A 22,978-nucleotide genomic window follows, 5' to 3' on the forward strand; every position below is an offset into this window, starting at 1 on the left:
TAACGGCGCCCGAACGCCGCGAGGTCTGCGGCCATTCAGGAATTCCGATGCAGTTGCGCAACATCGCCATTATCGCGCACGTCGATCATGGCAAAACTACCCTCGTCGACCAGCTTTTCCGCCAGTCGGGCACCTTCCGAGACAATCAGCGCATCGAAGAGCGCGCGATGGACTCCAATGATCTCGAGAAGGAACGCGGGATCACCATTCTCGCGAAGCCCACCTCGATCGAGTGGGAAGGCACGCGGATCAACATCGTCGACACGCCAGGCCACGCCGACTTCGGCGGTGAGGTCGAGCGTATTCTCTCCATGGTCGACGGTGTCATCCTGCTGGTCGATTCGTCCGAAGGCGCGATGCCGCAGACGAAGTTCGTGACCGGTAAGGCGCTGGCGCTGGGTCTGCGTCCGATCGTCGTCGTCAACAAGGTCGACCGCCCGGACGAGCGCATCCAGGAAGTGCTCGACGAGGTGTTCGACCTTTTCGTCAGCCTTGATGCGAGCGACGAACAGCTCGACTTCCCCGTTCTCTACGCTTCGGGCCGTAACGGCTACGCCAGCGAGGATCCGACGCGTCGCGAAGGCACGCTGACTCCGCTGTTCCAGAAGATCGTCGATCACGTGCCGCCGCCGGCGCTCGACGTCGATGCGCCATTCACCTTCCTGGTGACGCTGCTCGATCGCGATAACTTCCTGGGCCGCGTGCTCACCGGCCGCGTCACCTCGGGCACCGTGAAGGTGAACCAGCCGATCCACGCGCTCGACATGGACGGTAAGGTGATCGAAACCGGCCGCGCGTCGAAGATCATGACCTTCCAGGGTCTTGAGCGCGTGCCGACTGACGAGGCGCGCGCGGGCGACATCATCAGCCTCGCGGGCCTTGCGGTTGCGACCGTGTCGAACACGATCGCCGACATCACCGTGACTGAGCCGATCCAGGCGCAGCCGATCGATCCGCCGACGCTGTCGATGCGCTTCGCGGTGAACGATTCGCCGATGGCTGGCCGTGAAGGCACCAAGGTGACGAGCCGCATGATCCGCGATCGTCTGTTCCGCGAAGCCGAATCGAACGTCGCCATCAAGGTGACCGAATCGGCCGATCGTGACAGCTTCGAAGTCGCGGGCCGTGGCGAGCTTCAGCTTGGCGTGCTGATCGAGACGATGCGCCGCGAGGGCTTCGAGCTCGGCATCAGCCGCCCGCGCGTGCTGTATCGCGAGGACGAGAACGGCAAGCGCACCGAGCCGTACGAGACCGTCATCATCGACGTGGACGAAGAGCACTCCGGTACGGTCGTCGAGAAGATGAACCTGCGTAAGGCAGAGCTGACCGACATGCGCCCGTCGGGCGGTGGCAAGACGCGCATCACCTTCTCCGCGCCGTCGCGCGGCATGATCGGCTACCATGGCGAGTTCCTGTCGGACACGCGCGGTACCGGCATCATGAACCGGTTGTTCGAGAAGTATGGCCCGCACAAGGGTCCGATCGAAGGCCGCAAGAACGGCGTCCTCATCTCGAACGGCGCTGGCGAAGCGAACAGCTATGCTCTCGGTCCGCTCGAGGCCCGCGGCATCCTGTTCGTCGGCCACGGTGAGGCCCTCTATGAGGGTATGATCATCGGCGAGAACGCCAAGACGGAAGACCTTGAGGTCAACCCGATGAAGGCGAAGCAGCTGACGAACTTCCGCGCCTCGGGCGGCAAGGACGATGCGATTCGCCTGACCCCGCCGAAGAAGATGACGCTGGAACAGGCAATTGCGTACATCGACGATGACGAGATGGTCGAAGTAACGCCCAAGACGATCCGTCTGCGCAAGCGTTTCCTCGATTCGAACGAGCGCAAGCGCAATAAGCGTTCGGCCGAAGCCGCCTGACCCGCTCGACTTTCGAATCGTCACTGATCCGAAGGCATGACGCCGCCTCGCCGGGGAAAGCCAGCATCGCTGGTTGCCTGGCGCAGGCGGCGTCGGTGTGTCTGACCCGCCGGTTCGTCTCCGATTCGAAGCGCATCTCTGCTTGCTCGGGCGTGCCTGAAGGCGGAGAGAATGGCGCATGGATGTCTGTCGTGCTGCGCTGATCGGCTTTGGCTATGCCGGCCGGGTGTTCCACGCGCCGCTTATCGGCGCCACCGACGGGATCGCCATTGCGGCCGTTGCCTCGTCGAGGCCCGACGACGTTCGCGCCGTGCTGGGCGATGTGGCGGTCGAGGAGACGCCCGAAGCGGCTATCGCGCGCGATGACATCGATCTGGTGGTGATCGCCACGCCGAATGATACGCACGCCCCGCTGGCGCTGGCCGCGCTGGCAGCGGGCAAGCATGTCGTGATCGACAAGCCGTTCGCACTGACACTCGCCGACGCCACTGAGGTGGTTGCGGCCGGGCAGCGCGCCGGTCGGCTGGTCAGCGTGTTCCACAATCGTCGCTGGGATAGCGACTTCCTCACCATCGCGGCCGCGATCCGCCGCGGCGAGATCGGCCAGGTGGTTCATCTGGAAAGCCATTTTGACCGCTTTCGTCCGCAGGTGCGGGATCGCTGGCGCGAACGGCGCGTGCCGGGGGGCGGCATCTGGTACGATCTGGCCCCGCATCTGCTCGACCAGGCGGTGCAATTATTTGGTATGCCGTCGCTAATCGAGGCAGATCTGGCGGTGCTCCGTCCCGGTGGTCAGGCTGACGATTGGGCGCATGCCGTGCTGTCCTATCCCGATAAACGCGTGATCGTTCACGCGTCGATGCTGTCTGCGGGTGGCAGCGCTCGCTTCGTTGCGCACGGGACACTCGGGACTGTCGTCAAGAAGCAGGGCGATCGGCAGGAGGCGCAGTTACTTGCCGGGATGATCCCTGGCGCGCCGGGCTGGGGCGAGGATCCGGATGACGCCTTGTTGTTCGATGGCGAAGGGAGCCAACTGCTGAAGACCGAGCGGGGCGACCAACGACAATTTTACCGCGGCATCGTGGCGGCGATCCGCGGGGAGGGGCAGAACCCCGTTCCGGCGGAAGAGGCATGGTGCACCATGGCGCTGGTTGAGGCGGGGCTACGTTCGTCAGCCGAGCGGCGGGCAATTGCCCCCGCAACGACGCCGAATATTACAATATAGTCGGAAACGCCTTAGCGCTGGCAGGCATGTTCGCGCGCCCATAGGCATCCTCCCTCACGATACAGGGAGACACTATGCGCCTGATCTGCGCGATGTTGCCGTTCACCTTGTTGGCCGGAGTCGCCTGCGCCGCGGACTATCCTTCGATCCCGGAGCCGATGATCTTCGACATGGTACGGCCGCTTGGCGCCGAACGCGGCGAGCTGGAGGTGAATGTCCTGGCGCAGACCGGCTCACCCTTTGGCGCCGGTGAGACGGAATGGGCGCCGGAGATCGAATATGCCTTCGCGAAAGGACATGCGATCGAGTTCGAGCTTCCATTCGACGGCCGTCGTCTGGCCGCCTACAAGCTTGGGCTGCAATCGTTGCTTGGCGTCTCAACCGACGGGCGAACCGCGCACGGCGTCCAGTATCTCGGCATCTATCACCGCGACACCGGCCGCTACTCGAACACCTTGCTGTACCTTGCCGGGCTTCGCTTCAACGCGCGCTGGAGCACGATGAACATGATCGGGCTGGACGACATCAGCCTTGGCAGCGGCGCGGGCAGGAACGGCCTGCTGTTGAACCACGCGCTGTTCTACGATGCGCGCGCCGACACGATCCTGGGCGCGGAACTGAACGTGGCTGGAGGCGCGGAGCGCAGCGTGAAGCTGAGCCCTCAGATCCACCGCCGCGTCTCGCATGCCGCTAACGTCCAGTTTTCGCTCGGCGTGGAGAAGCTGCGCGCGCATCGCGCCCGTCCGACGGCAGGCCTGCGGGTCATCCGCGAGTTCTGAAGTGGTGAAAGCGGTGCCGGTGCCTCAGCCGCCGGCGCCGCCAAGCTCCATCAGGATCTCCCATTCCTCTGGGCGTACCGGCGTCACCGAAAGGCGGCTTTGACGCAGCACCTCCAGCTTTTCGAGCCGCGCGTCGCTCTTCATCGTCGCCAGCGACACAGGGGTGGGAAGCCGCTCGACCGGCTCGACGCGCACTGACGCCCATTTGCCGTCATCGCCATCCGGACGCCACGCGCGGGCGATCTGCATTACTCCGACGGCGGCCTTTTCCTTGTTCGAATGATAGAAGATCGCGCGATCGCCCGGCTGCATTTCCTTGATGAAATTGCGCGCCGTGTAGTTGCGGACACCGTCCCACTCGGTTCCCTTGTCACGGACCAGATCATCCCAACCATAAACGTCCGGCTCCGACCGGAGCAGCCAATAGGCCATGTCTTTCCCTAAACCCCTTGTGAACGCGACATTCCGAGCCGGTTCAGCCCGAATCGGGCAATTAGCATGAACGCGCTGGCCGTATCATGCGTTTGAACCGGCAGAGCGGACCGAGCGTATCTGTATGAGGAGGTTCGAGATGAACGGCTTACTGATGAAAGCAGGGCTGGGAACGGCGATGGCCGCCACCGCCCTTGCCGCAGCGGCTCCGGCCGATGCCCAGCGCTGGCGCCATCGTGGCTATGATCGCGGCGGCGATGTCGCGGCCGGCGCGTTGATCGGCGGCGTGATCGGCCTTGGCCTGGGCGCGGCGATCGCCTCCAACGATCGCGATCGTTACCGCGGCGGCTATGGCTATGACTATCGCTACGACCGCCGGAACTGGGGGCCGCGGCCCTATTACAACGACTATCGCTACAACTATCGCCCGCGCTGCTTCCAGCAGTGGCGCTACGACCCCTATTACGGCGGCCGCGTGCCCGTGCGGGTTTGCCGCTGAGGCAGCGATCGATCGTCACTTACCGACGCTGTCAGTTATTGAAGTGTCACGCAGGGGCCGGCGCGGGGAGGATTGCTTCCCGCGCCGCTTTTTTCTTGGGCGTGGCGATCTGATCGGCTAGGCGCGCGACCATGACCGATACGCCTCCCGACCACCTCTCGATCGATCCTTCCAGCCCGTATTTTGACCAGCCGACGCTGGAGCGGGGCATCGGCATCCGGTTCAAGGGTGTCGAGCGCAACGATGTCGAGGAATATTCGATCTCGGAAGGCTGGATTCGCGTGGCGCTCGGCAAGAAGGTGGACCGTCACGGCCGCCCGCTGACGATCAAGCTGACCGGCCTGGTAGAGGCTTATTTCCAGACCGGTGGCGAGCAGGAAGCCGTCGCTGACGAGGGCAACGAGCCGAACGCCTGATCATTGCCGTTGAAGGACGGGGAGGGCGTTCGCTCCCCCGTGCTTGCTATTGGGCTATCACGCCCGGCCGTTCATGATCTCCCAACAGGAGGCGCCGGCGCTAGGCCGGCGCCTTCCGTCAGGCGGCCGACAGCTGCAGCCGTGCGCGCGCAGCGTTGTATTCACGCTCCATGCGGTCGATCCGCTCGGCGACGGTTTCCACCTTCTCCACCGCGCCGATGCCCTGGCCCGATCCCCAGATGTCGCGCCACGCCTTCGCTTTCGCTGGCTCGCCGTTCGAACTCTGGCCGAAGTTCATCGTCTTATAGTCGCCCTCGGGCAGATTGTCGGGATCCAGCCCAGCGCGTTCGATCGAGCCGCGCAGATAATTGCCGTGCACACCGGTGAAGAGGTTTGAATAGACGATGTCGGCGGCTTTGCCTTCGACGATGCCGTTCTTGTAGCCTTCGTCGGCATTCGCCTCGACCGTCGCGATGAACGGCGATCCGATGTAAGCGAAATCCGCGCCCATAGCTTGTGCCGCGAGCACCGCATCGCCCGTCGCGATCGCACCCGACAGCGCCACAGGCCCATCGAACCATTGCCGGATCTCGCTGACCAGCGCGAAGGGTGACAGACGACCCGCATGGCCGCCGGCGCCGCTTGCCACCGGGATCAGGCCATCAGCACCCTTTTCGATCGCCTTGCGCGCGAACCGGTCGTCGATCACGTCGTGGAACGTGATCCCTCCCCAATTGTGCACCGCCTGGTTCAATTCCTCGCGCGCGCCGAGCGACGTGATCGTAATCGGCACTTGCCACTTCTCGCAGGTCGCAAGATCCGCCTCCAGGCGATCGTTTGACTTGTGAACGATCTGGTTCACCGCGAACGGTGCCGCCGGACGATCCGGATGGTCACGATTATGCGCCGCAAGCTCTTCGGTGATGCGGTGGAGCCACTCGTCCAGCAGTCCCTGCGGCCGCGCGTTGAGCGCAGGGAAGGATCCGACGATCCCTGCCTTGCACTGCGCGATCACGAGATCGGGCCCGGAAATGATGAAGAGCGGGGAGCCGATGACCGGCAACCGCAGGCGAGAAAGGATCGCTGGGACAGACATAATTTTGGTTATGTCCTCCCCGAAACGGTCTGTCCAGCGCCAAGCGGTCGCTTCTTGAACGAACGTAAAGGAGCTGCGATCGGCTGGTCAGCCTACCTTGCGTAAGCCTTCACCGGCTTCGCGTGCATTCTGTACATAATGCGCCGCCGAGACCTTCAACCCCGCGATCGCGGCTTCATCCAGCTGCCTCACTGCCTTCGCGGGGCTCCCCACGATCAGACTGCGGGGCGGGAACGTCTTCCCCTCGGTCACCAGGGCGTTGGCGCCGACGATGCAATCGTCGGGGATGATCGCGCGGTTGAGAACGGTCGCGCCCATGCCAATCAGCACGCGGTTGCCGATGGTGCAGCCATGCAGGATGGCATGGTGTCCAATGGTGCAATCCTCGCCGACTGTCAGCGGCGCGCCGGGATCGGAATGGAGCATCGCGCCTTCCTGGACATTGCTGCGCGCTCCGATCGGGATGGGGGTGTTGTCACCGCGGATTACTGCGCCAAACCACACGCTGCTATCCTCCGCCAGCCGGACATCGCCGACCAGATCGGCGCTGGGCGCGACCCAGGATGTCTCGTGGCAGACGGGGCGGCGGCCGCGAAATTCGTAAAGGGGCATCTCTCTCTCCTGTCTCAACCTTGGACATTCGCGCACGCCGCCGCACAAAGCCGGGTGCCAAAAGGTAAACGCGGCGTTAACCATCGCCTATGGATCGCCAGCCTCCCCATTCCGCGCCCCGCCATCCAATGCGCCAGGTGATGGCGCCGCCTGCGAAGGTGAAGGCGCGGCGTGATGACGATCAGGATCTGAAGCTGTTCGTCCTCAGCTTCACCGCTTTTTTCATCTGTTTCTACACCCTGATCATGTAATCGCGCGTCCACAGCGCCGATCACATGATCCGAGTGGTACATCACCTGCCGGTCAGTCGCAGGCGCGATGCAACCGCTGCGCGATCCACGCCGACACCAGGCACATGCCCGCCACCAGCAACAGCAACTGGCTCGCCGTCGCACCCAAGGCGGTGACGCCCGCCACCGCTGCCGATCCGATCGTCATCGCACCGGCGTTGACGACATTGTTAGCGGCGACGGTACGTGCGGTCTGATCCTTGGGCACGGTGGTCGTCAGGAACGCGTATAGCGGCACCACGAACATCCCGCCGAAGATCGCCACGAACAGCAGCGTGATCAGCACCAGCGGCGCGCCTGGATGGGTAATGAAGGTTGGAATGTCGTACAGGGTACCCGCCGGCGCCGCTTCCCAGCCCGTCGCAACGAACCAGAAGGCGAGCACCGCTGCCCCCATCGCGATCACCGACATGGGCGAATAGCGTGCCGAAATCTGGCCCCGCAGCATCAGGTTGATCACCACCGAGCCGATCGCCACGCCGACGGAAAAGATCGCAAGCACCAGGCTGGCGACGCTGGCGTTGGCGGTCAGCACGTTCTTCACCAGCGGGGGGAAAATCACCACCAGCACCGATCCGATCGTCCAGAAGAAGCTGATCGCGCAAATGGCGAGGAACAGGCGCGGGATGTGCATCGTGTCCGCCACCAGCTTCCAGGACGCACGCAGCGGATGGAAATCGAGCGTCAACGGCGGCCCCAGCCGGGGTGCGGGCGGCACCATGCGGGCGGAAATGTAGCCGAGCAGCGCCACCAGGAAGGTCGTGGCCGCGATCAGCGTGATCGATTCGTAGATGAAGCCGGCCAGGATCGTGCCCAGCAGGATCGACAGGTAGGTGCCGGCCTCGACCAGCCCCGTCCCGCCGAGCACATCCTCATCTTCCAGATGCTGTGGCAGGATGGCGTATTTGATCGGGCTGAAGAACGTCGAATGGATGCCGAGGCCGACTATTGCCACCAGCATCAGCACCACCGGCAGCGTCACTTGCCCGGTTCGTGCCAGCAACAGGCCACCACAGCCGATTGCCATGATGAGGAATTCAGCAATCTTCACCAGGCGGATGATGCGCGCCTTGTCTGTCGTGTCGGCCAGTTGCCCGGCAAGCGAAGACAGGAGGAAATAGGGCAGAATGAAGAGCGCCGCGGCTAGCGCGTTGAAGAAGCTCTCCTGAGTCTCGTTCGCGAAAATCTCATAGGTGGCGAACAGGACCATCGAGGTCTTGAACAGATTGTCGTTAAACGCGCCGAGAAACTGGGTGATGAAAAGCGGCAAAAATCGCCGCCGCTTAAGGAGCCCGAGGGCATTGATCATGGCGCAAAATGGCCCGGCTGTGGCAGAATGATGGCGGGCATAGCCGCTGGTCGCGCGGGATGCCAACCCTGCGCATAGTACGACCCGTGGGCTGGCCGGTTCCCCGATCACGGATGGTGGAGGCTTGCACCGCGACGCTGCAGGCTTAAGTCTGCGACCGTGTTGTCGATCCCAAACCTTCTCACCCTGTCACGAATCGTCGCCGTCCCGGCGTTGGTGGCGTTGCTCTGGTGGCCCAGTTGGCAGGCGGGCTTCGGCCTAGCCTTCGCGCTATACTGTCTGATGGGGCTGACCGATTATTTCGACGGCTATCTGGCACGCGCCCAGGGTACGGTGTCGAAGCTGGGCGTGTTCTTGGATCCGATCGCGGACAAGATCATGGTCGCCGCCGTGATCCTGATGCTGGTGGGCACGCGGCACAATGACATTGCGGTCATCACCGGCGTTCACATCATCGCCGCGCTGATCATCCTGCTGCGGGAAATCGCGGTATCAGGCCTTCGCGAATTTCTCGCCGGCCTGCAGGTGTCGCTCCCCGTGTCGCGACTTGCGAAGTGGAAGACGGCGCTGCAACTCATTTCCCTTGGCGCGCTCATCCTCGCGGGTGCCTTGCCCGCTCTCGTCTGGATCAAGCAGGTCGGGCTGGTCGCGCTATGGGGCGCCGCGGCGCTGACGCTGGTGACCGGCTGGGATTATCTGCGCGCCGGCATCCGGCACATGGACTGACCGGCCATGCGGATGGTCTATTTCGCCTGGGTGCGCGAACGGGTCGGCGTTTCGGAAGAGGATGTTTTGCCGCCCGCCTCGGTGGCCACGATCGCTGATCTCGTCGATTGGCTCTCCGGCCAGTCCACCGCCCACGCTGCCGCCTTTGCACAGCGGGACCGCCTGCGCGCCGCGCGCGACCAGGCGTTCGTGTCGCTGGACACTCCAATCGACGGCGCGAAAGAAATCGCGCTCTTTCCCCCGGTAACGGGAGGATGATCCGAGTCCTCGTGAGCGAGGCGCCAATCGATGTCGGCGCCGAAATGGCAATAGCCGAGGCCGCCGGCGGCACACAGGGCGGCGCTGTCGCGACCTTCACCGGCCTTGTACGCGGCGACGACGGCGTGACTGAGCTGACGCTGGAACATTATCCGGGCGCCACCGAACGCGCGCTCGAAGAATTATGTACGAAGGCCTCCCGTCGCTGGACACTGAGCGGCGTGACCATCATTCACCGCGTCGGGCCGATGCGTCCAGGTGAGCGGATCGTGTTCGTCGCTGCCTGTTCGGCCCATCGCGCAGCTGCACTCGACGCCTGCGCCTTCCTCATCGATCGGTTGAAGACCGATGCACCGTTCTGGAAGCGGGAACGGGTGGGTGGCAGCACCCGCTGGGTTGATGCGCGGCACGCGGACGACACGGCTGCCGCAAAGTGGCGGTCCTGACTCGCGGCAGTCTGACGATCAGCCCAGCTGGGGCACCAATACGCCGTTCACCACATGGACGATCCCGTTCACCTGCTGGACGTCGGGCGTCTCGACATAACTCTTGCTGCCATTGGCATCGATCAATGCGATCGCCTGGCCCTCGCTGGTCGCGGTAAGCGGCACACCGGCGACCGTTGGCAACTGCACCGAACCGCCGGCGGCGTTGATCCGCCCGCGCAACTGCTCCAGCGTGATCGTCCCGGGAACGATGTGGTAGCTCATCACCCGGTCCAAGGCCGGCCGGTTGGCGGGCGCGAGAAGCTGATTCACGGCACCGGGCGCCAGCCGATGGAAGGCCGCGTCGGTCGGTGCGAAGATCGTCACCGGCGCGCGGGCAGACAGTGGCTCGCGCGCTTTGCTCAGACCGATCGCCCGGCTCAGCATGCGCAAGTTCGGGGCGGTGGCGCAGTTTTCCGCGATGGTGCGGGTGCCAAGCATCGCGGCACCGCCGACGGCAGGATTGATCGCCGTCGCGGCGGCGGCTGCACGCGCCTCGGCTGCAGTCAGTTGTGTCGGCGCAGATGCGGAGGGCGTTGATTGCGGGGCCGTCAGGGGCGGTGGAGGCGCCGTGCGCGCGACCTCAGTCGCTGGCTGGCTGCATCCTGCCAAAGCGGCGATCACACCTGCCAGGGGCGGCAGCGCGAGGCGTATCGAACGACGTGCCATCATCGGTCTCAAACGCAGGAGGTTCGGCGTTCGTTGCACGGCTTGGACGAGGGAGGGTGAGGCCACGGGCTTCCGTATGCGTCGCAGCACGGCTAGGCGACGGAAATGATCGAAGATCCTCTCGGCCCGCTCGACCCCGATTTTGCCGCCGCGTTCAAGCGCGACGATCGCCGGCCGCCGTGCCAGCTGTACCTTGTTTCGCCGCTCGACGTGGCGGGTGCCTTTCCCGACCGCTTGGCACGCGCGCTGGACGCAGGCCCCGTCGCGGCGTTCCAGTTCCGGGTGAAGGACATCAATCAGCATGATGCCGCGCGGCTTGCCGAGCCGCTGCAACGGATCTGCGCCGATCGTGATGTCGCCTTCATCGTCAACGACAGCGTCTCGCTCGCCAAGCGGATCGGCGCGGATGGCGTCCACCTCGGCCAGGATGATGGCGACGCGCGCGAGGCGCGGGAGATCCTGGGGCCGAGCGTCCAGATCGGCGTCACTTGCCACGACAGCCGCCACCTGGCGATGGAGGCGGGCGACGCGGGGGCTGACTATGTCGCGTTCGGCAGCTTCTATCCCACCACCACCAAAGAGGTGAAGCATCGGCCCGATCCGGTCATCCTTTCCTGGTGGTCGACCCTGTTCGAACTGCCGTGCGTTGCGATCGGCGGGATCACGCCGCAGAACGCGGCCCCGCTGATCGCTGCGGGTGCCGACTTCATCGCCGTGTCCGGTGCGGTCTGGAGCGGCGACGAGGCCGCCGCGGTGCGCGCCTTCAACGAACTGCTGGGCTAGTTACGCGGGGGGCGGGGAGGGCCCCGATTGGATCGATCGGGAAACAACCGCCGCCTGATCGGTTTGCCGATTGAAGAGGTGTTCGCGTGTGGACCGCCTCCGCAGCTTGGCATAGGCAGGGAAAGCATGGCGCGATGACCCGATTGGGCGGAACAATCCTGTCTTTGATCGTGCTAGCACTAATCGCTTTTGCTTCGATGGTTTCCTTCGGGCCGACAGCAGTCCGGAAGGGGCCGATTACCGCCGATCCCACTCCAATCACTGCCACCAACAGGCCAATGATTGCCGCCATCGCTATCCCCGTAGCGGGTGTGACGGCGGATCAGATCGCCGACACCTGGGGCGACAGCCGCGGTGATGGAACACGGTCGCACCAGGCAATCGACATCCCTGCGCCGGGGGGCACCCTCGTCATTGCAGCAGCGCCGGGCCAGGTCGAGAAGCTCTTCAACAGTGCCGCTGGCGGTACCACGCTCTACGTCCGCTCCCCAGACCGTGCCTGGACCTATTACTACGCCCATCTAGCGGGCTATGCCCCTGGAATCCGGGAAGGTTCCTCGGTAACCCGCGGCACCGTACTGGGTTATGTCGGTGACACCGGCAACGCTGGCGCCGGCAATACCCACCTGCATTTCGGGGTAAGCCGCATGGCGCCGGGCGATCGCTGGCACGCGGGAACACCGGTCAATCCATACCCGCTGCTTGCCGGATCGGCACTTCGCCGCTAGACGCGCCCATCGCTCTTTCCAGCAGGTATAGGCCATGAAGATCAGCGGCGTCGATATCCGTCCCGGTAACATTATCGAGTATGAAGGCGGCATTTGGCGCGCCGTGAAAATCCAGCATACGCAGCCCGGCAAGGGCGGCGCGTATATGCAGGTCGAGCTGAAGAACCTGCGCGACGGGCGCAAGAACAACGTCCGTTTCCGCTCGGCAGAGACCGTTGAGCGCGTCCGTCTGGACACCAAGGACTTCCAGTTCCTCTTTGCCGAAGGCGACAGCCTCGTGTTCATGGACAAGGAAACCTATGACCAGGTGACGCTGCCGCGCGATCTGCTGGGCGACGCAGCGGCCTTTCTGCAGGATGGCATGGACGTGGTGATGGAACTCCATGAGGAGGAAGCCATCAGCGTTCAGTTGCCCGATACGATCGAAGCGACGATCGTCGAGGCGGATGCCGTGGTGAAGGGGCAGACTGCCTCGTCCAGCTACAAGCCCGCCGTGCTCGACAATGGCGTTCGCGTGATGGTGCCGCCGCATATCGCCAGCGGTACGCGCATCGTCGTTGACGTGTACGAGCAGACCTACGTCCGCCGCGCCGATTAGTTTTTCTCGCGCTCGCGGGAGGGGCCAGGGGAGGGCATGTCTCCCGGCGTCGCGCAGTTAGTCCAGGCCCTCCCCGCCCTTCCCGAAGGGGAAGGTAGAAAGTAGCAGACATGCCATCCCACTCCGGTCTCTTCACCGTCATCGAACGCGCCGCTCGCAAGGCCGCACCGCGGCTGCGGCGTGACTTCAACGAGGTCCAGCACCTTCAGGTGAGCCGCAAGGGACCGGCTGACTTCGTCTCCATGGCCGACAAGCGCGCCGAACAGACGCTGTATGAGGAACTCTCCAAGGCGCGGCCCGACTGGGGCTTCATCATGGAAGAGCGTGGCGAAGTGGCGGGTGATCCGAACAAGCCGCGCTTTATCGTTGATCCGCTCGATGGAACGACCAATTTTCTCCATGGCATCCCGCACTTTGCGATGTCGATCGCCGTGGAAGAACCGATGCCCAACGGCAAGCGCGAGATCACCACGGCGCTGATCTACCAGCCGCTCACCGACGAAAGCTTTTGGGCAGAGAAGGGGCGTGGTGCTTGGCTGCAGGACCAGCGCCTGCGAGTCTCCTCGCGTCGCGAGCTGACCGAGGCTGTAGTTGCAACGGGCATTCCGTTCATGGGGCACGGCGATTTCGCGGAGTGGACGCGCATCTTCGGCGCGATTGCCCCTCAGGTCGCAGGCATCCGCCGGCTTGGGTCGGCGGCGCTGGACCTCGCGTGGGTCGCCGCTGGGCGATTCGACGGATATTGGGAATCGAAGCTGAAGATCTGGGACGTCGCCGCCGGCTTGCTGCTGGTCAAGGAAGCGGGTGGGTTCGTTACCGATTTCCGCGGCGGTGATCGCGCAATTGAGCGTAACGAGTTCCTCGCTGCGAACGACGGCATGCACTCAAAGCTGCACAAGCTGCTCGCCGGAGCGCTCCGCTAAGACATCTCGTCCCGCGCGCTCCCTTTTTGGGGAGCGCGCGCTCGGTCTCTCAGAAGGTGTAGACGAGAGACGCCCGGCTGATCGTGTCGGTCGACACGCGGCCCTCCGGCGGCATGCTTTCATATTGGACGGTATAACTGACCTGCGCAGACAACGGCCCCAGCAGCTTCGCGCCGAGCGCCGTCGTGCTGCTGACTGTTGAATTGAACTGCTGCAAATAGGCTGACGCGTCCTGACGCAGCGTCAGGCCGGGCGTCAGCTTCCAATCGAAATCCACGCTGCCACGCGCAGCGATACTGCTCTCAACCGCCGCATCGATGAACTCAGTGTGTCGGAATGCCGGTCCGAGTTCGAGGTTGAGGGTCACCGCCGGCGTTTGAATCGCGCTGTACCCTGCCCCGGCCGATGCAGAATAACGATTGGAATAGCCGAGGAAACGGTCGCTCTCATATTGAAGGGCGCCGTAAACGTAGCGACGGGAATCGAGCTTCCAATTGGGCTCGTACGCCGCGAGATAATGTTCGCGCGTCGTGATGCCCAGGCTTCGCTGATAATCGATGCGCCCGCGCAGCTTGTGCCGCCACTCCAATCCTTCGCGCGTCAGGTCGAGCACACCCGTTGCCCCGGCAGTGTTCGAATTACCAGTCGTGATGAAGCCGCCCACTTCTGCCCGGCCGGCCCACAGATCCGTCCAGCCCGCCCTGACGATCCGCGTTTGACGATCCTTTGCCCTGACCTCGCGCCATTCGTCAGCGATTCGCAACACCGCATCGCCGCTCGCCGGATCTGCGGCGCGGGCGTATTTGACGATAGTGGAGACTTCGTTCTCATTGCCCGAGGCGATCGCGGCGTCCAGCATGGCGCGGATCGGCGGCGGTATGACGATCCGCTCTTCGCCCCCCTGAGCCGCGCCTCCATCGGCAGCGGCGGTCGCAGCGATGAAGAGGAGCGCGTACATCACGATATGACGGTACCTATGTGGGGGAGCAGAGTGAACGGACGGCTGACGGCCGGTGGCTCAGTCGAGGTGAGCCGAGAAGGCGGCGAGCACTTCTTCGTAGAGCGAGCGTTTGAACGGCACAATGATCGCAGGCAACTCACTCGGCACGGCCCATTTCCACGCGCGAAATTCCGGATGCTCGGTCTCGATGCGGATGTCGGCATCATTGCCGAGGAAGCGGAAAAGAAACCAACGCTGGACCTGACCGCGATATTTTCCCTTCCACACTTTTCCTACGAGCTCCGGCGGTAGATCGTAGCGGAACTCCTGCGGTGCCTCAGCGATCAGGTTGACCTGCTCAGGAGCAATTCCGGTTTCCTCCCACAGTTCGCGCACAGCGGTAGCGGCGGGTTCCTCGCCAGGATCGATCCCACCTTGCGGCATTTGCCACGCCTCCAGCGTGTTATCGAGCCGTTGGCCGACGAATACCTTGCCCTCATCGTTGAGCAGCATGATCCCGACACAGGGACGGTAAGGAAGATCGGCGAGGTCGGTCATGATAAGCTACTCTCCGAGCGCGCCTGAGCGAGCACTTCATAAGCCATCACCGCAGTCGCGACAGCTGCGTTGAGGCTGTCCGCCTTGCCGAGCATGGGCATCTTTACGAGCAGGTCGCAGGCGGCTTCGATCTCCGCGGGTAGCCCTTGGGCTTCGTTGCCCGTTAGAAGAAAGGTCGGAGCTTCGTAGGACACGCTGCGATAGTGATTGTCAGTGCGTAAGCTGAGACCGACAAGCTGTCCTGGCCCAGCCCGTAGCCATGGCAAGAACTGCTCCCAAGATGCGCGTACCAGCGGCACAGTGAACAGCGCCCCCATGCTCGCACGTACCGCTTCGGTCGAAAAGGGGTCCACGCTGTCGCCGATCAGGATCAAGCCTCCGGCGCCAACCGCATCGCCCGTGCGAAGGATGGTGCCGAGATTGCCAGGATCGCGAAGTCGCTCCGCGACGAGCCAGATGGGGCTAGTAGCGCGGTCAAGATCCGTGAGCACGGCATTGAAGGCTTCAAACGCGCCGACGACAGCCTGAGGATTGTCCTTTCCCGACAGCTTCGAAAGAATCGCCTCGCTTGTCTCGATCGCCTCGCCGCCTGCGGCCTCGACAGCATCTACGAGCGCCGTCACCAACGGATGGCGCGCGCTGGCGGCCGCGAAAAACAGATATTGCGGCACGCGCCCTGTTTCGCGCGCCTCGGTCAAGATGCGCAGCCCCTCCGCGAGGAACAGGCCCTCCTCACGACGATGGCGCTTGTCGCGCAGCGACTGGATCCGCTTGACGAGCGGGTTGGAGAAGGCGGTGATGGTACGGGGCATTTTTGACTCGGATATCAGTCTTCGCCGAACTTTGCTTCGACAAGAGCGCACATTGTCTCGACGACGTGTGCGGCCTCAGCGCCTTCCGCGCTGATCGTAATAGTGTCGCCCTTTGCTGCGCCCAGCATCATCAGCCCCATGATGGAAGTGCCGGTCACCGTCGCGCCACCTTTCGCGACATGGACGGGGATCGGCTGCTGAGTCGCCAACGTCACGAATTTGGCGCTAGCGCGCGCATGGAGGCCACGACGATTGGCGATCAGCACGGTCCGTGACACCGTCACGCGACGGTTTCTCCCAGGCCGAGGACTTCGGACGCAACCGAGATGTACTTTCGGCCCGCTTCTCGAGCGGCGGCGACTGCAGCCGCAACATCCATCTTCCGCCGCGCCGACTCCAGACGGATCAGCATCGGCAGGTTGATGCCGGCAATAACCTCGACCCGGCCCCGCTCCATGAGCGAGATCGCGAGGTTGGAAGGGGTGCCACCGAACAGATCAGTCAGCACGATAACGCCGCGCCCGGCGTCGACCTCGGCGATGGCTCCCCGGATATCCGCGCGGCGAGCCTCCATGTCATCGTCCGGCCCAATCGCAACAGTACGCACCTGCTCCTGTGGTCCGACCACATGTTCCATCGCTGTTACGAATTCGTCGGCCAAGCGGCCGTGCGTAACGAGCACCAGCCCGATCATTTGCGTCGTCAATCCGTTCATTGCCCGTCAGGCCGATCCTCGAAAGTATCCTGCTGCAGTGCCGCAAGATCCCGATGAACCACCGTGGGCGAAAACGACGCGCCGCGCAACCGCGCCGCCACCCGCTCCGCCACATGTACCGAGCGGTGTCTTCCGCCAGTACAACCGAAAGCAATGTTTATATAGGATTTGCCCTCCGCGCGGTAGCGGGGAAGCAGCAACAACAGCAGTTCCTCGACCCGCGAAACCGCCGGTTCATAGGCGGGGTCTTCAGCAATATAATTGGCTACCGGCGAATCGATGCCCGTCCCGGGTCGAAGCGCAGGATCCCAATGTGGATTTCGGAGGAATCGCATGTCGAACACGAGGTCCGCATCCGTCGGCAGTCCACGTGAAAAGCCGAACGAAATCACTGTGATTGCGGGTTCCCCAAGCCCAGGATGGGCGAACCGATGCCGAATCTCCTGCGAGAGATCCGAACTGGTGTAAGTGCTCGTGTCGATCAGACCTGCTGCCCACCGCCGAAGCGGATCGACCATGGTCCGCTCGCGCTCGATCCCTTCTCGCGCCGGGCGATCCGCGGCCAGGGGATGGCGACGACGCGTCTCGTCATAGCGCCGCGCCAATTCATCGGCGCCGCAGTCTAGGAACAACACGCTGATGCCATGCCGCCCAGCCGAGCGGAGCCGGTCGACCTGCTGAACGATTGCTTCCGCATCGAACTCGCGCGTCATGGCGCCAATTCCGATTGCTAAGGGTCGTGACATTTCGCCTAGTCCGGGGGCGGCATCAGCGCCGAGCAGCCGGTCGAGCAAAAATAGCGGGAGATTATCGACGGTCTCCCATCCCAAATCCTCCAGCGTCTTCAGTGCGGTCGATTTCCCCGCTCCGGACATGCCGGTGACAAGCAGGATTTGCGAAGGAGGCATCATGGCAGATTGTGTCTCAAGGCCTGTTCAATGAGGATGGGGGCGGAGGCTGGGCGGGGATCAAGGTTCAGCAGCCGTATCGCGATCCCCGCGAATGTCTCGAATGATCGTTCCGGCATTCGATCCGGGGCAGGCATATCATCGTGGCGGAGCCGCACCGCCAAGGCAACCGGCACGTCATCAATGTGCGGAGTTGGAACGATGCCAAGCCCCCGAATTTCCAACCGACCGCCGATCGTGGTCGGTGCGCTGGCGAGGAGTGCCGAAGGCGTGGGTATTAATCGGGTGTAATCGTCCGAGACGAGCAATGCTCCTCGGTCAATGAGCCGCAACGCGAGGTCCGACTTTCCGGCGCCCGACGGACCAAGCAGCATGACCGCTCTCCCCCCGATGGAAACGGTGGACGCATGGATCGTCTCAACGGGAGGCATCTCATTAATCGCCTGAGAGAGGAAGTCGGATCACAAAGCGGGCACCACTCAATCGATCCTCTCGCGATTCAACATGTATCGTTCCGCTGTGCGCTTCAACGATCGTACGTGCTATTGCCAGCCCAAGCCCTGAATGGCGGCCAAAATCCTCGTCCGCGGGCCGGATGGATTGGAAGCGACGGAAAATGGCTTCCCGTGCATCTTCGGAAACGCCGGGCCCTTCGTCCTCAAAGCGAAGCTCCAGCTTGCCGGGCGTAAGCGTCGGGGCAATCGAGACGACTCCGCCGGGCGGCGAGAATGACACAGCGTTGTCGATCAGGTTCTCGAACACGCGTTCCAGCCTCGCTCCCTCACCTAGGACGATCAGCGGCAAGTCGTTCGCCTCATCAAACCGAAGACGTACATCTCGTCCAATGCCGCGCTGCTGATGGTGAGCTATGATGGACTTGAGCATTGCCCCCACATCGACAGGCTCGAACTTGGCCCGGCTGAGCTGCGCATCAAGCCTCGAGGCTTCCGAGATGTCGGTGATCAAACGATCCAGCCGGTGGACGTCATCGCGAACGATCGCCAGCAAACGTGCTTGAAGCTCCGGGTCTTTGACGCTGGCGAGACCATCCACCGCTGATCGTAATGAGGCGAGAGGGTTCTTTAATTCGTGCGTGACGTCCGCGGCAAAAGCCTCGGTCGCGTCAATGCGGGCGCGTAGCGCAAGGCTCATGTCGGAGAGTGCCCGTGCGAGCATGCCGATTTCGTCGCGTCTATCCGGCAGACGGGGAACTACTACTTCGCGTGCCCGCCCCAGCCGGACCCGCACTGCCGCGCGGGCGAGTCGACGAAGCGGTCGTACGATGGTGCGCGCGAGAAACAACGACAGGAAAATCGAGACGAGCGTTACGACCAGCAGCACGACGCTAAGCCGAAAGCGCTCAACCCGCACGGTCTGAGTGATATCGCGAGCATTGATCGTGGTCATGACGACGGCATTCCCGCGTGGAAGGCGGGCCGCAGCAGTGATAACCGGCGTGCGATCTGGTGCGCGCCAGACCGTACCGGAGGGATAACCGTTGAGCGCGATCTTCACGTCCGTCCAGGCGAGACCATCGTCCCGCTCACGGTATAGCGGCGGACGCTTTGCCCCCACGACGGTATCGATCCCCGCGTCAAGATATCGAGCGATCTGCTGACCCAGCCCGTCCTTGTCTGGATCGCGCAGGATGAAGTTGCGTTCGCCCAGTTCGCGGCTGTCGGTAAGAAGATTGCCCCTGGCGCCGAAAAGACGGATCCGGGTGCCGGTGTCCCGCGCAAATAGCCGGACAAGTGGAGCCCGCGACGCCTCCGGCGCAACCGCGAGCGCCTCCGCCATCAGGCGCGCCTCGCGGATCGCTTGTTCAGTTCGGCTGTCGAGGATCCGGCTGCGATAGGAATCGAGATAGAAGAACCCGCCGGCCAGCAGCAAAAGGGCGAATACGTTGACCGCCAGAATTCGCCGCGTCAGCGAGACCCGACCCGACCAGCGAAGGGTCAGATCGCTGGGATCATTCCTCTGAGAAGCGGTATCCGGCGCCATAAAGAGTCTCGATGGCGTCAAATGCCGGATCAACCTGGCGGAACTTGCGTCGGACGCGTTTGATGTGGGAGTCGATGGTGCGATCGTCGACATAGATGTCGTCTTGGTAGGCTGCGTCCATCAACTGGTTACGGGTTTTAACGATGCCGGGGCGCTGCGCCAGCGTCTCGAGGATAAGGAACTCGGTAACTGTCAGCGTTACCGGTTCCCCCTTCCACGTCACCTTGTGACGGGCTGGGTCCATCGAAAGGTGCCCCCGTTCCAGCGGCGCGATTGCCTCTGCCTCTCCGGGTTCAGCCGCCAGCGCGAGATCGGTGCGACGTAGGATAGCACGGATGCGCGCGATCAGGAGGCGCTGGCTGAATGGCTTGGCGATATAATCGTCGGCACCCATGGCAAGGCCCAGCGCCTCGTCGAGCTCGTCATCCTTGCTGGTCAGAAAGATGACCGGCACTTGGCTGCGCTCGCGAAACCGTCGAAGTAGCTCCAGACCGTCCATACGCGGCATCTTGATGTCGAAAATGGCGAGATCAGGAGGATTCTCGACAAGCGCCTTCAATGCGGTTTCCCCGTCCGAATAGACCCGCGTGAGAAAACCCTCAGTTTGAAGCGCGATCGATACCGAGGTGAGAATATTTCGGTCGTCGTCGACGAGCGCGATCGTTGCCGTCATGGAACAGGGCGTTACTGCAAAGTGGCGCTCGCCTCAATGGTGCCGCGTGACCAGCACGGTGCAGTGCGGTGGAACCACGAGCAACAGAGCTCGCTTCTGTTGGCATGAGCATCGACTGGACGGGCTGGGAAATTCCCGCGCTGATCGCGAATGTCGCTATCGCGGCCGGCGCAACTCTGGTGGCGTTGGTCTTGCATGGGTTGTTCATGACGATCGGTCGGCGTCTCGCCGCGCACACCCCCGACTCGATCGATGATGCAGCGCTGCTTCTCGCCCGGCGCCCGCTGCGCTGGATTGCGGTTGCGGTCGCACTGGCGGCCAGCCGGCGGTTTCTGGAACTGCCCTCATGGGCGAACGAGCTATGGCGGTTCGCCGCCGGCTTTATCGTTCCCGGCCTGGTCGGCTGGCTGTTGATCACGATCGTGCGCGTGTACGCACGTGCCGTCGAGATACGCTACGATATAGCGGTTGAGGACAATCTACGTGCACGGCGGAGGCGTACGAGGGCGACGATCCTGAGCAGGATCGTTGTGATCGGCATTGCGCTGATCACCGTCGCGTTGATGCTTCTTTCGATCCCCAGCATCAGAAGCATTGGGATCACGTTGATGGCGTCGGCGGGCCTTGCAGGCTTGGCGGTCGGTGCCGCGGCGCAGCCCGCACTCAAGAACCTTATTGCTGGCGTCCAGCTCGCCTTCACGGAGCCAATTCGGATCGATGACGTGCTCATTATCGAAGGGGAGTGGGGCAGGGTGGAGGAAATCCGCCTTACCTACGTCGTCGTTGCGCTGTGGGACGAGCGACGCTTGGTGGTGCCCGTCTCCCGCTTTCTCGAGATGCCGTTTCAGAATTGGACTCGCAACACGAGCCAGCTGCTAGGAAGTGCATTCTTCTGGCTCGATCCCACCGCAGACATCGCCAAACTTCGCGCTAAATATGAGCAGATCGTCCGGGCAAATCCACGGTGGGACGGGCGCGCCTTTGTTCTTCAGGTGACAGACACCAAGCCCGACGCAATCGAGGTACGCGTCTTGGCAACCGCCAAGAATGCGGCAACCGCCTTCGATCTTCGCTGCGACTTGCGGGAGGCCATGCTCGCCTTCATCCGCGACGAAATGCCCGAGGCTCTGCCAAGGCGTCGCCTTCTTCATGTAGACGATCAGTTCGCTGCTCAGCGCTGATCTTGGCGTCAGGTTCGTTCAACCACCGCCGTCACGCCATCGAACTTGACGATGCGCACCGTGGTGCCCTCCGGAGTATCTGGCCCTGTGGCAGGCCATTCGCCATCTCCGATCCTGATCCGTCCGCGACCGGCGACAATCGGGGTTGTGACCACCACCTGCTCCCCGACCAGCCGCGCGGCTCGGTCGTTGAGCATGGGGTCGCTGGTATGCACCGGATAGTCGCGATACCAGCTCTGCCCGATCATTACGGTCATGACGCTCCATGCTCCGAATACCGCCAGCTGGACCGCGAGCGGGAGATCCGGAAAGGCGAAGGTTACGGCGGCAAGCACCGCGGCGGCGATCGCGACAAAGATCAGAAAGACGCCAGGGATGAGTAGTTCTGCAATCCCCAGCGCAACGGCCGTTATCAGCCATGTCAGCGCCATGTTGGAGACGATGACATCCAGCATCATTCCGCTCCGCGCTCACGCATTTGCGGCACTTTCTGCAACGCGGTGGCGGATGGCGATGCTGAAGAGGCGCCTGCTTCTGCCAAAGCGGCTTTCGCCAGTTCTCCGATTCCGCCGAGCGTGCCGACCAGTTGAGTTGCTTCGACCGGAAACAGGATCGTCTTGGCATTCGGGCTGGTGGCAAACTTACCGACTGCTTCGACATATTTTTGCGCGATGAAGTAGTTGAGGCTCTGCGTGCCTCCCTGCGCGATCGCATCAGAGACAACCTGCGTTGCTTTCGCCTCCGCCTCGGCCCCGCGTTCGCGAGCTTCCGCTTCGCGGAACGCTGCCTCGCGCCGGCCTTCTGCCTCAAGGATGCGGGCCTGCTTCTGGCCCTCGGCGCGCAAGATCTCCGAAGCGCGCATCCCCTCCGCTTCAAGGATGTTGGCCCGCTTCTCACGCTCGGCCTTCATCTGCCGTCCCATCGCATTCACGATATCAGCCGGTGGACGGATATCCTTGATCTCAACCCGGGTGATCTTCACGCCCCATGGCGTCGTGGCATGATCGACCACGGCGAGGAGTCGCGCGTTGATCTCGTCGCGCTTTGACAGCGTTTCATCCAGATCCATCGATCCCATCACGGTGCGAAGGTTCGTCGTGGTCAGCTGTAGCAGCGCCATGTGCATGTCCGATACTTCATACGCCGCCTTGGCTGCGTCCAGAACCTGGAAGAAGACCACGCCGTCGGTGGAGATCATCGCATTGTCCTTGGTGATGATCTCCTGCCCCGGGATGTCGATGACCTGCTCCATCATGTTCACGCGACGCCCCACGCGATAGAAGAAGGCTGGATAGAAATTGAAGCCGGGCGCGGCCGTGGTCGTGTACCGGCCAAAATGCTCGATCGTATATTGGAAGCCCTGACGTACGATCTTGATGCTGATCATCAGATACATGAGGATCAGGACCAGGATGAGCGCCGCGGTGAGAAGTGCCATTCGTGTCGATCCTCTCGCTTTTCGACCGCCAGTCTAGCAGTCGGCGTCGGGGG

General features: G+C 63.1%; 29 protein-coding genes. 13 read left to right on the plus strand and 16 right to left on the minus strand.

What is annotated here, in order from left to right:
- Positions 1–47 precede the first annotated feature (47 nt).
- The 3 genes from typA to K0S66_RS01255 all read left to right on the plus strand — a co-directional run bounded on the left by typA (position 48) and on the right by K0S66_RS01255 (position 3,875).
- On the plus strand, positions 48–1,871 hold the full coding sequence (gene typA, locus K0S66_RS01245) for a translational GTPase TypA (RefSeq protein ID WP_301073254.1): 1,824 nt from the start codon (positions 48–50) through the stop codon (positions 1,869–1,871).
- 178 nt (positions 1,872–2,049) lie between these two features.
- Positions 2,050–3,096: an oxidoreductase gene (locus K0S66_RS01250; protein ID WP_301073255.1), complete on the plus strand. Its 1,047-nt coding sequence runs from the start codon at positions 2,050–2,052 to the stop codon at positions 3,094–3,096.
- Between the two features lie 74 nt (positions 3,097–3,170).
- On the plus strand, positions 3,171–3,875 hold the full coding sequence (locus K0S66_RS01255) for a hypothetical protein (protein WP_301073256.1): 705 nt from the start codon (positions 3,171–3,173) through the stop codon (positions 3,873–3,875).
- A gap of 24 nt (positions 3,876–3,899) precedes the next feature.
- Here the strand turns inward: K0S66_RS01255 and K0S66_RS01260 are convergent, their stop codons facing one another.
- Positions 3,900–4,307: an EVE domain-containing protein gene (locus K0S66_RS01260; protein ID WP_301073257.1), complete on the minus strand. Its 408-nt coding sequence runs from the start codon at positions 4,305–4,307 to the stop codon at positions 3,900–3,902.
- 139 nt (positions 4,308–4,446) lie between these two features.
- Here K0S66_RS01260 and K0S66_RS01265 point away from each other — a divergent pair, with 139 nt between their 5' ends.
- Together K0S66_RS01265 and K0S66_RS01270 are read left to right on the plus strand one after the other, a co-directional pair.
- A complete protein-coding gene (locus K0S66_RS01265) occupies positions 4,447–4,806 on the plus strand; it encodes a hypothetical protein (RefSeq protein WP_301073258.1) in 360 nt (119 codons plus the stop codon).
- A gap of 131 nt (positions 4,807–4,937) precedes the next feature.
- Positions 4,938–5,222 (plus strand): DUF3297 family protein, encoded by a 285-nt coding sequence (locus K0S66_RS01270; RefSeq protein WP_301073260.1) that lies wholly within the window; start codon positions 4,938–4,940, stop codon positions 5,220–5,222.
- Positions 5,223–5,340: 118 nt separating this feature from the next.
- On the opposite strand, the gene K0S66_RS01275 is transcribed toward K0S66_RS01270, so the two are convergent.
- From K0S66_RS01275 to K0S66_RS01285, 3 genes are all read right to left on the minus strand, one after another.
- Positions 5,341–6,318 carry a nitronate monooxygenase family protein gene (locus K0S66_RS01275; protein WP_301073261.1) on the minus strand — a complete coding sequence of 326 codons (978 nt, stop codon included), beginning with the start codon at positions 6,316–6,318 and terminating at the stop codon, positions 5,341–5,343.
- Between the two features lie 87 nt (positions 6,319–6,405).
- On the minus strand, positions 6,406–6,930 hold the full coding sequence (locus tag K0S66_RS01280; RefSeq protein ID WP_301073262.1) for a gamma carbonic anhydrase family protein: 525 nt from the start codon (positions 6,928–6,930) through the stop codon (positions 6,406–6,408).
- Positions 6,931–7,233: 303 nt separating this feature from the next.
- Entirely contained in the window at positions 7,234–8,529 is a 1,296-nt protein-coding gene (locus K0S66_RS01285) for an MFS transporter (protein ID WP_301073263.1), read from the minus strand.
- A gap of 159 nt (positions 8,530–8,688) precedes the next feature.
- On the opposite strand from K0S66_RS01285, the gene pgsA reads away from it, so the two are divergent.
- Genes pgsA through K0S66_RS01300 form a run of 3 tightly spaced genes read left to right on the plus strand, consistent with a single transcriptional unit; the run spans position 8,689 to position 9,959 of the window.
- A complete protein-coding gene (pgsA, locus tag K0S66_RS01290; RefSeq protein ID WP_301073265.1) occupies positions 8,689–9,255 on the plus strand; it encodes a CDP-diacylglycerol--glycerol-3-phosphate 3-phosphatidyltransferase in 567 nt (188 codons plus the stop codon).
- 6 nt (positions 9,256–9,261) lie between these two features.
- The gene (gene moaD / locus K0S66_RS01295; protein ID WP_301073266.1) at positions 9,262–9,513 is read left to right on the plus strand and encodes a molybdopterin converting factor subunit 1; all 252 of its coding nucleotides are present in this window, start codon (positions 9,262–9,264) and stop codon (positions 9,511–9,513) included.
- Complete coding sequence (locus K0S66_RS01300; RefSeq protein ID WP_301073267.1) at positions 9,510–9,959, plus strand: molybdenum cofactor biosynthesis protein MoaE; 450 nt, start codon at positions 9,510–9,512, stop codon at positions 9,957–9,959. The genes moaD and K0S66_RS01300 overlap by 4 nt, the downstream gene beginning before the upstream one ends.
- An 18-nt stretch (positions 9,960–9,977) precedes the next feature.
- Here the strand turns inward: K0S66_RS01300 and K0S66_RS01305 are convergent, their stop codons facing one another.
- On the minus strand, positions 9,978–10,667 hold the full coding sequence (locus tag K0S66_RS01305; protein WP_301073268.1) for a fasciclin domain-containing protein: 690 nt from the start codon (positions 10,665–10,667) through the stop codon (positions 9,978–9,980).
- Between the two features lie 105 nt (positions 10,668–10,772).
- Between K0S66_RS01305 and thiE the strand changes: the two genes are divergently transcribed.
- The 4 genes from thiE to K0S66_RS01325 all read left to right on the plus strand — a co-directional run bounded on the left by thiE (position 10,773) and on the right by K0S66_RS01325 (position 13,699).
- Positions 10,773–11,450, plus strand: a complete 678-nt coding sequence (gene thiE / locus K0S66_RS01310; RefSeq protein ID WP_301073270.1) for a thiamine phosphate synthase — start codon at positions 10,773–10,775, stop codon at positions 11,448–11,450.
- 278 nt (positions 11,451–11,728) lie between these two features.
- Positions 11,729–12,178 carry a M23 family metallopeptidase gene (locus K0S66_RS01315; protein WP_366520762.1) on the plus strand — a complete coding sequence of 150 codons (450 nt, stop codon included), beginning with the start codon at positions 11,729–11,731 and terminating at the stop codon, positions 12,176–12,178.
- Positions 12,179–12,212: 34 nt separating this feature from the next.
- Entirely contained in the window at positions 12,213–12,776 is a 564-nt protein-coding gene (efp, locus tag K0S66_RS01320; RefSeq protein ID WP_301073272.1) for an elongation factor P, read from the plus strand.
- A gap of 110 nt (positions 12,777–12,886) precedes the next feature.
- Positions 12,887–13,699: an inositol monophosphatase family protein gene (locus K0S66_RS01325; RefSeq protein ID WP_301073273.1), complete on the plus strand. Its 813-nt coding sequence runs from the start codon at positions 12,887–12,889 to the stop codon at positions 13,697–13,699.
- A gap of 49 nt (positions 13,700–13,748) precedes the next feature.
- Here the strand turns inward: K0S66_RS01325 and K0S66_RS01330 are convergent, their stop codons facing one another.
- From K0S66_RS01330 to K0S66_RS01370, 9 genes are read right to left on the minus strand one after another with little or no spacing between them, the layout of a single operon-like run.
- Entirely contained in the window at positions 13,749–14,657 is a 909-nt protein-coding gene (locus tag K0S66_RS01330) for a DUF481 domain-containing protein (RefSeq protein WP_301073342.1), read from the minus strand.
- A 60-nt stretch (positions 14,658–14,717) separates the two neighbouring features.
- Positions 14,718–15,197, minus strand: coding sequence for an RNA pyrophosphohydrolase (locus K0S66_RS01335; RefSeq protein ID WP_301073274.1), 480 nt, complete (start codon positions 15,195–15,197; stop codon positions 14,718–14,720).
- Positions 15,194–16,009, minus strand: coding sequence for an RNA methyltransferase (locus K0S66_RS01340; RefSeq protein ID WP_301073343.1), 816 nt, complete (start codon positions 16,007–16,009; stop codon positions 15,194–15,196). Before K0S66_RS01340 ends, K0S66_RS01335 begins: the two co-directional genes overlap by 4 nt.
- Before the next feature lie 14 nt (positions 16,010–16,023).
- Positions 16,024–16,293 carry an HPr family phosphocarrier protein gene (locus tag K0S66_RS01345; RefSeq protein WP_301073275.1) on the minus strand — a complete coding sequence of 90 codons (270 nt, stop codon included), beginning with the start codon at positions 16,291–16,293 and terminating at the stop codon, positions 16,024–16,026.
- Positions 16,290–16,703, minus strand: coding sequence for a PTS sugar transporter subunit IIA (locus K0S66_RS01350; protein ID WP_301073276.1), 414 nt, complete (start codon positions 16,701–16,703; stop codon positions 16,290–16,292). Before K0S66_RS01350 ends, K0S66_RS01345 begins: the two co-directional genes overlap by 4 nt.
- A gap of 17 nt (positions 16,704–16,720) precedes the next feature.
- Positions 16,721–17,635: an RNase adapter RapZ gene (gene rapZ / locus K0S66_RS01355; protein WP_301073277.1), complete on the minus strand. Its 915-nt coding sequence runs from the start codon at positions 17,633–17,635 to the stop codon at positions 16,721–16,723.
- Positions 17,632–18,063: an HPr kinase/phosphatase C-terminal domain-containing protein gene (locus tag K0S66_RS01360; protein WP_301073278.1), complete on the minus strand. Its 432-nt coding sequence runs from the start codon at positions 18,061–18,063 to the stop codon at positions 17,632–17,634. The genes rapZ and K0S66_RS01360 overlap by 4 nt, the downstream gene beginning before the upstream one ends.
- Positions 18,064–18,067: 4 nt before the next feature.
- A complete protein-coding gene (locus tag K0S66_RS01365; RefSeq protein ID WP_301073345.1) occupies positions 18,068–19,633 on the minus strand; it encodes a stimulus-sensing domain-containing protein in 1,566 nt (521 codons plus the stop codon).
- Positions 19,602–20,306 carry a response regulator transcription factor gene (locus K0S66_RS01370; RefSeq protein WP_301073279.1) on the minus strand — a complete coding sequence of 235 codons (705 nt, stop codon included), beginning with the start codon at positions 20,304–20,306 and terminating at the stop codon, positions 19,602–19,604. Before K0S66_RS01370 ends, K0S66_RS01365 begins: the two co-directional genes overlap by 32 nt.
- Before the next feature lie 104 nt (positions 20,307–20,410).
- On the opposite strand from K0S66_RS01370, the gene K0S66_RS01375 reads away from it, so the two are divergent.
- A complete protein-coding gene (locus K0S66_RS01375) occupies positions 20,411–21,487 on the plus strand; it encodes a mechanosensitive ion channel family protein (protein ID WP_301073280.1) in 1,077 nt (358 codons plus the stop codon).
- 8 nt (positions 21,488–21,495) lie between these two features.
- Here K0S66_RS01375 and K0S66_RS01380 read toward each other — a convergent pair whose 3' ends face one another.
- Both K0S66_RS01380 and K0S66_RS01385 read right to left on the minus strand, forming a co-directional pair.
- Entirely contained in the window at positions 21,496–21,945 is a 450-nt protein-coding gene (locus K0S66_RS01380) for an NfeD family protein (RefSeq protein WP_301073281.1), read from the minus strand.
- Positions 21,942–22,925 (minus strand): SPFH domain-containing protein, encoded by a 984-nt coding sequence (locus K0S66_RS01385; protein WP_301073282.1) that lies wholly within the window; start codon positions 22,923–22,925, stop codon positions 21,942–21,944. The genes K0S66_RS01380 and K0S66_RS01385 overlap by 4 nt, the downstream gene beginning before the upstream one ends.
- Positions 22,926–22,978: the final 53 nt, after the last annotated feature.

It is taken from the genome of Sphingomonas sp. (assembly GCF_029239295.1).
In the GTDB taxonomy this organism is placed as follows: domain Bacteria; phylum Pseudomonadota; class Alphaproteobacteria; order Sphingomonadales; family Sphingomonadaceae; genus Sphingomonas.

Excerpts from the sequence above, each read along its gene's own strand:
- moaD (WP_301073266.1), top strand. The coding sequence starts at position 9,262 with ATGCGGATGGTCTATTTCGCCTGGGTGCGCGAACGGGTCGGCGTTTCG.
- efp (WP_301073272.1), top strand. The coding sequence starts at position 12,213 with ATGAAGATCAGCGGCGTCGATATCCGTCCCGGTAACATTATCGAGTAT.
- K0S66_RS01275 (WP_301073261.1), bottom strand. The coding sequence starts at position 6,318 with ATGTCTGTCCCAGCGATCCTTTCTCGCCTGCGGTTGCCGGTCATCGGC.
- K0S66_RS01250 (WP_301073255.1), top strand. The coding sequence starts at position 2,050 with ATGGATGTCTGTCGTGCTGCGCTGATCGGCTTTGGCTATGCCGGCCGG.
- K0S66_RS01380 (WP_301073281.1), bottom strand. The coding sequence starts at position 21,945 with ATGATGCTGGATGTCATCGTCTCCAACATGGCGCTGACATGGCTGATA.
- K0S66_RS01340 (WP_301073343.1), bottom strand. The coding sequence starts at position 16,009 with ATGCCCCGTACCATCACCGCCTTCTCCAACCCGCTCGTCAAGCGGATC.
- K0S66_RS01305 (WP_301073268.1), bottom strand. The coding sequence starts at position 10,667 with ATGGCACGTCGTTCGATACGCCTCGCGCTGCCGCCCCTGGCAGGTGTG.
- K0S66_RS01350 (WP_301073276.1), bottom strand. The coding sequence starts at position 16,703 with ATGATCGGGCTGGTGCTCGTTACGCACGGCCGCTTGGCCGACGAATTC.
- K0S66_RS01280 (WP_301073262.1), bottom strand. The coding sequence starts at position 6,930 with ATGCCCCTTTACGAATTTCGCGGCCGCCGCCCCGTCTGCCACGAGACA.
- K0S66_RS01325 (WP_301073273.1), top strand. The coding sequence starts at position 12,887 with ATGCCATCCCACTCCGGTCTCTTCACCGTCATCGAACGCGCCGCTCGC.
- K0S66_RS01385 (WP_301073282.1), bottom strand. The coding sequence starts at position 22,925 with ATGGCACTTCTCACCGCGGCGCTCATCCTGGTCCTGATCCTCATGTAT.
- K0S66_RS01260 (WP_301073257.1), bottom strand. The coding sequence starts at position 4,307 with ATGGCCTATTGGCTGCTCCGGTCGGAGCCGGACGTTTATGGTTGGGAT.
- rapZ (WP_301073277.1), bottom strand. The coding sequence starts at position 17,635 with ATGATGCCTCCTTCGCAAATCCTGCTTGTCACCGGCATGTCCGGAGCG.
- K0S66_RS01315 (WP_366520762.1), top strand. The coding sequence starts at position 11,729 with ATGATTGCCGCCATCGCTATCCCCGTAGCGGGTGTGACGGCGGATCAG.
- thiE (WP_301073270.1), top strand. The coding sequence starts at position 10,773 with ATGATCGAAGATCCTCTCGGCCCGCTCGACCCCGATTTTGCCGCCGCG.
- K0S66_RS01330 (WP_301073342.1), bottom strand. The coding sequence starts at position 14,657 with ATGTACGCGCTCCTCTTCATCGCTGCGACCGCCGCTGCCGATGGAGGC.
- K0S66_RS01375 (WP_301073280.1), top strand. The coding sequence starts at position 20,411 with ATGAGCATCGACTGGACGGGCTGGGAAATTCCCGCGCTGATCGCGAAT.
- K0S66_RS01370 (WP_301073279.1), bottom strand. The coding sequence starts at position 20,306 with ATGACGGCAACGATCGCGCTCGTCGACGACGACCGAAATATTCTCACC.
- K0S66_RS01285 (WP_301073263.1), bottom strand. The coding sequence starts at position 8,529 with ATGATCAATGCCCTCGGGCTCCTTAAGCGGCGGCGATTTTTGCCGCTT.
- K0S66_RS01360 (WP_301073278.1), bottom strand. The coding sequence starts at position 18,063 with ATGCCTCCCGTTGAGACGATCCATGCGTCCACCGTTTCCATCGGGGGG.
- K0S66_RS01270 (WP_301073260.1), top strand. The coding sequence starts at position 4,938 with ATGACCGATACGCCTCCCGACCACCTCTCGATCGATCCTTCCAGCCCG.
- K0S66_RS01335 (WP_301073274.1), bottom strand. The coding sequence starts at position 15,197 with ATGACCGACCTCGCCGATCTTCCTTACCGTCCCTGTGTCGGGATCATG.
- K0S66_RS01365 (WP_301073345.1), bottom strand. The coding sequence starts at position 19,633 with ATGGCGCCGGATACCGCTTCTCAGAGGAATGATCCCAGCGATCTGACC.
- K0S66_RS01265 (WP_301073258.1), top strand. The coding sequence starts at position 4,447 with ATGAACGGCTTACTGATGAAAGCAGGGCTGGGAACGGCGATGGCCGCC.
- K0S66_RS01300 (WP_301073267.1), top strand. The coding sequence starts at position 9,510 with ATGATCCGAGTCCTCGTGAGCGAGGCGCCAATCGATGTCGGCGCCGAA.
- K0S66_RS01255 (WP_301073256.1), top strand. The coding sequence starts at position 3,171 with ATGCGCCTGATCTGCGCGATGTTGCCGTTCACCTTGTTGGCCGGAGTC.
- typA (WP_301073254.1), top strand. The coding sequence starts at position 48 with ATGCAGTTGCGCAACATCGCCATTATCGCGCACGTCGATCATGGCAAA.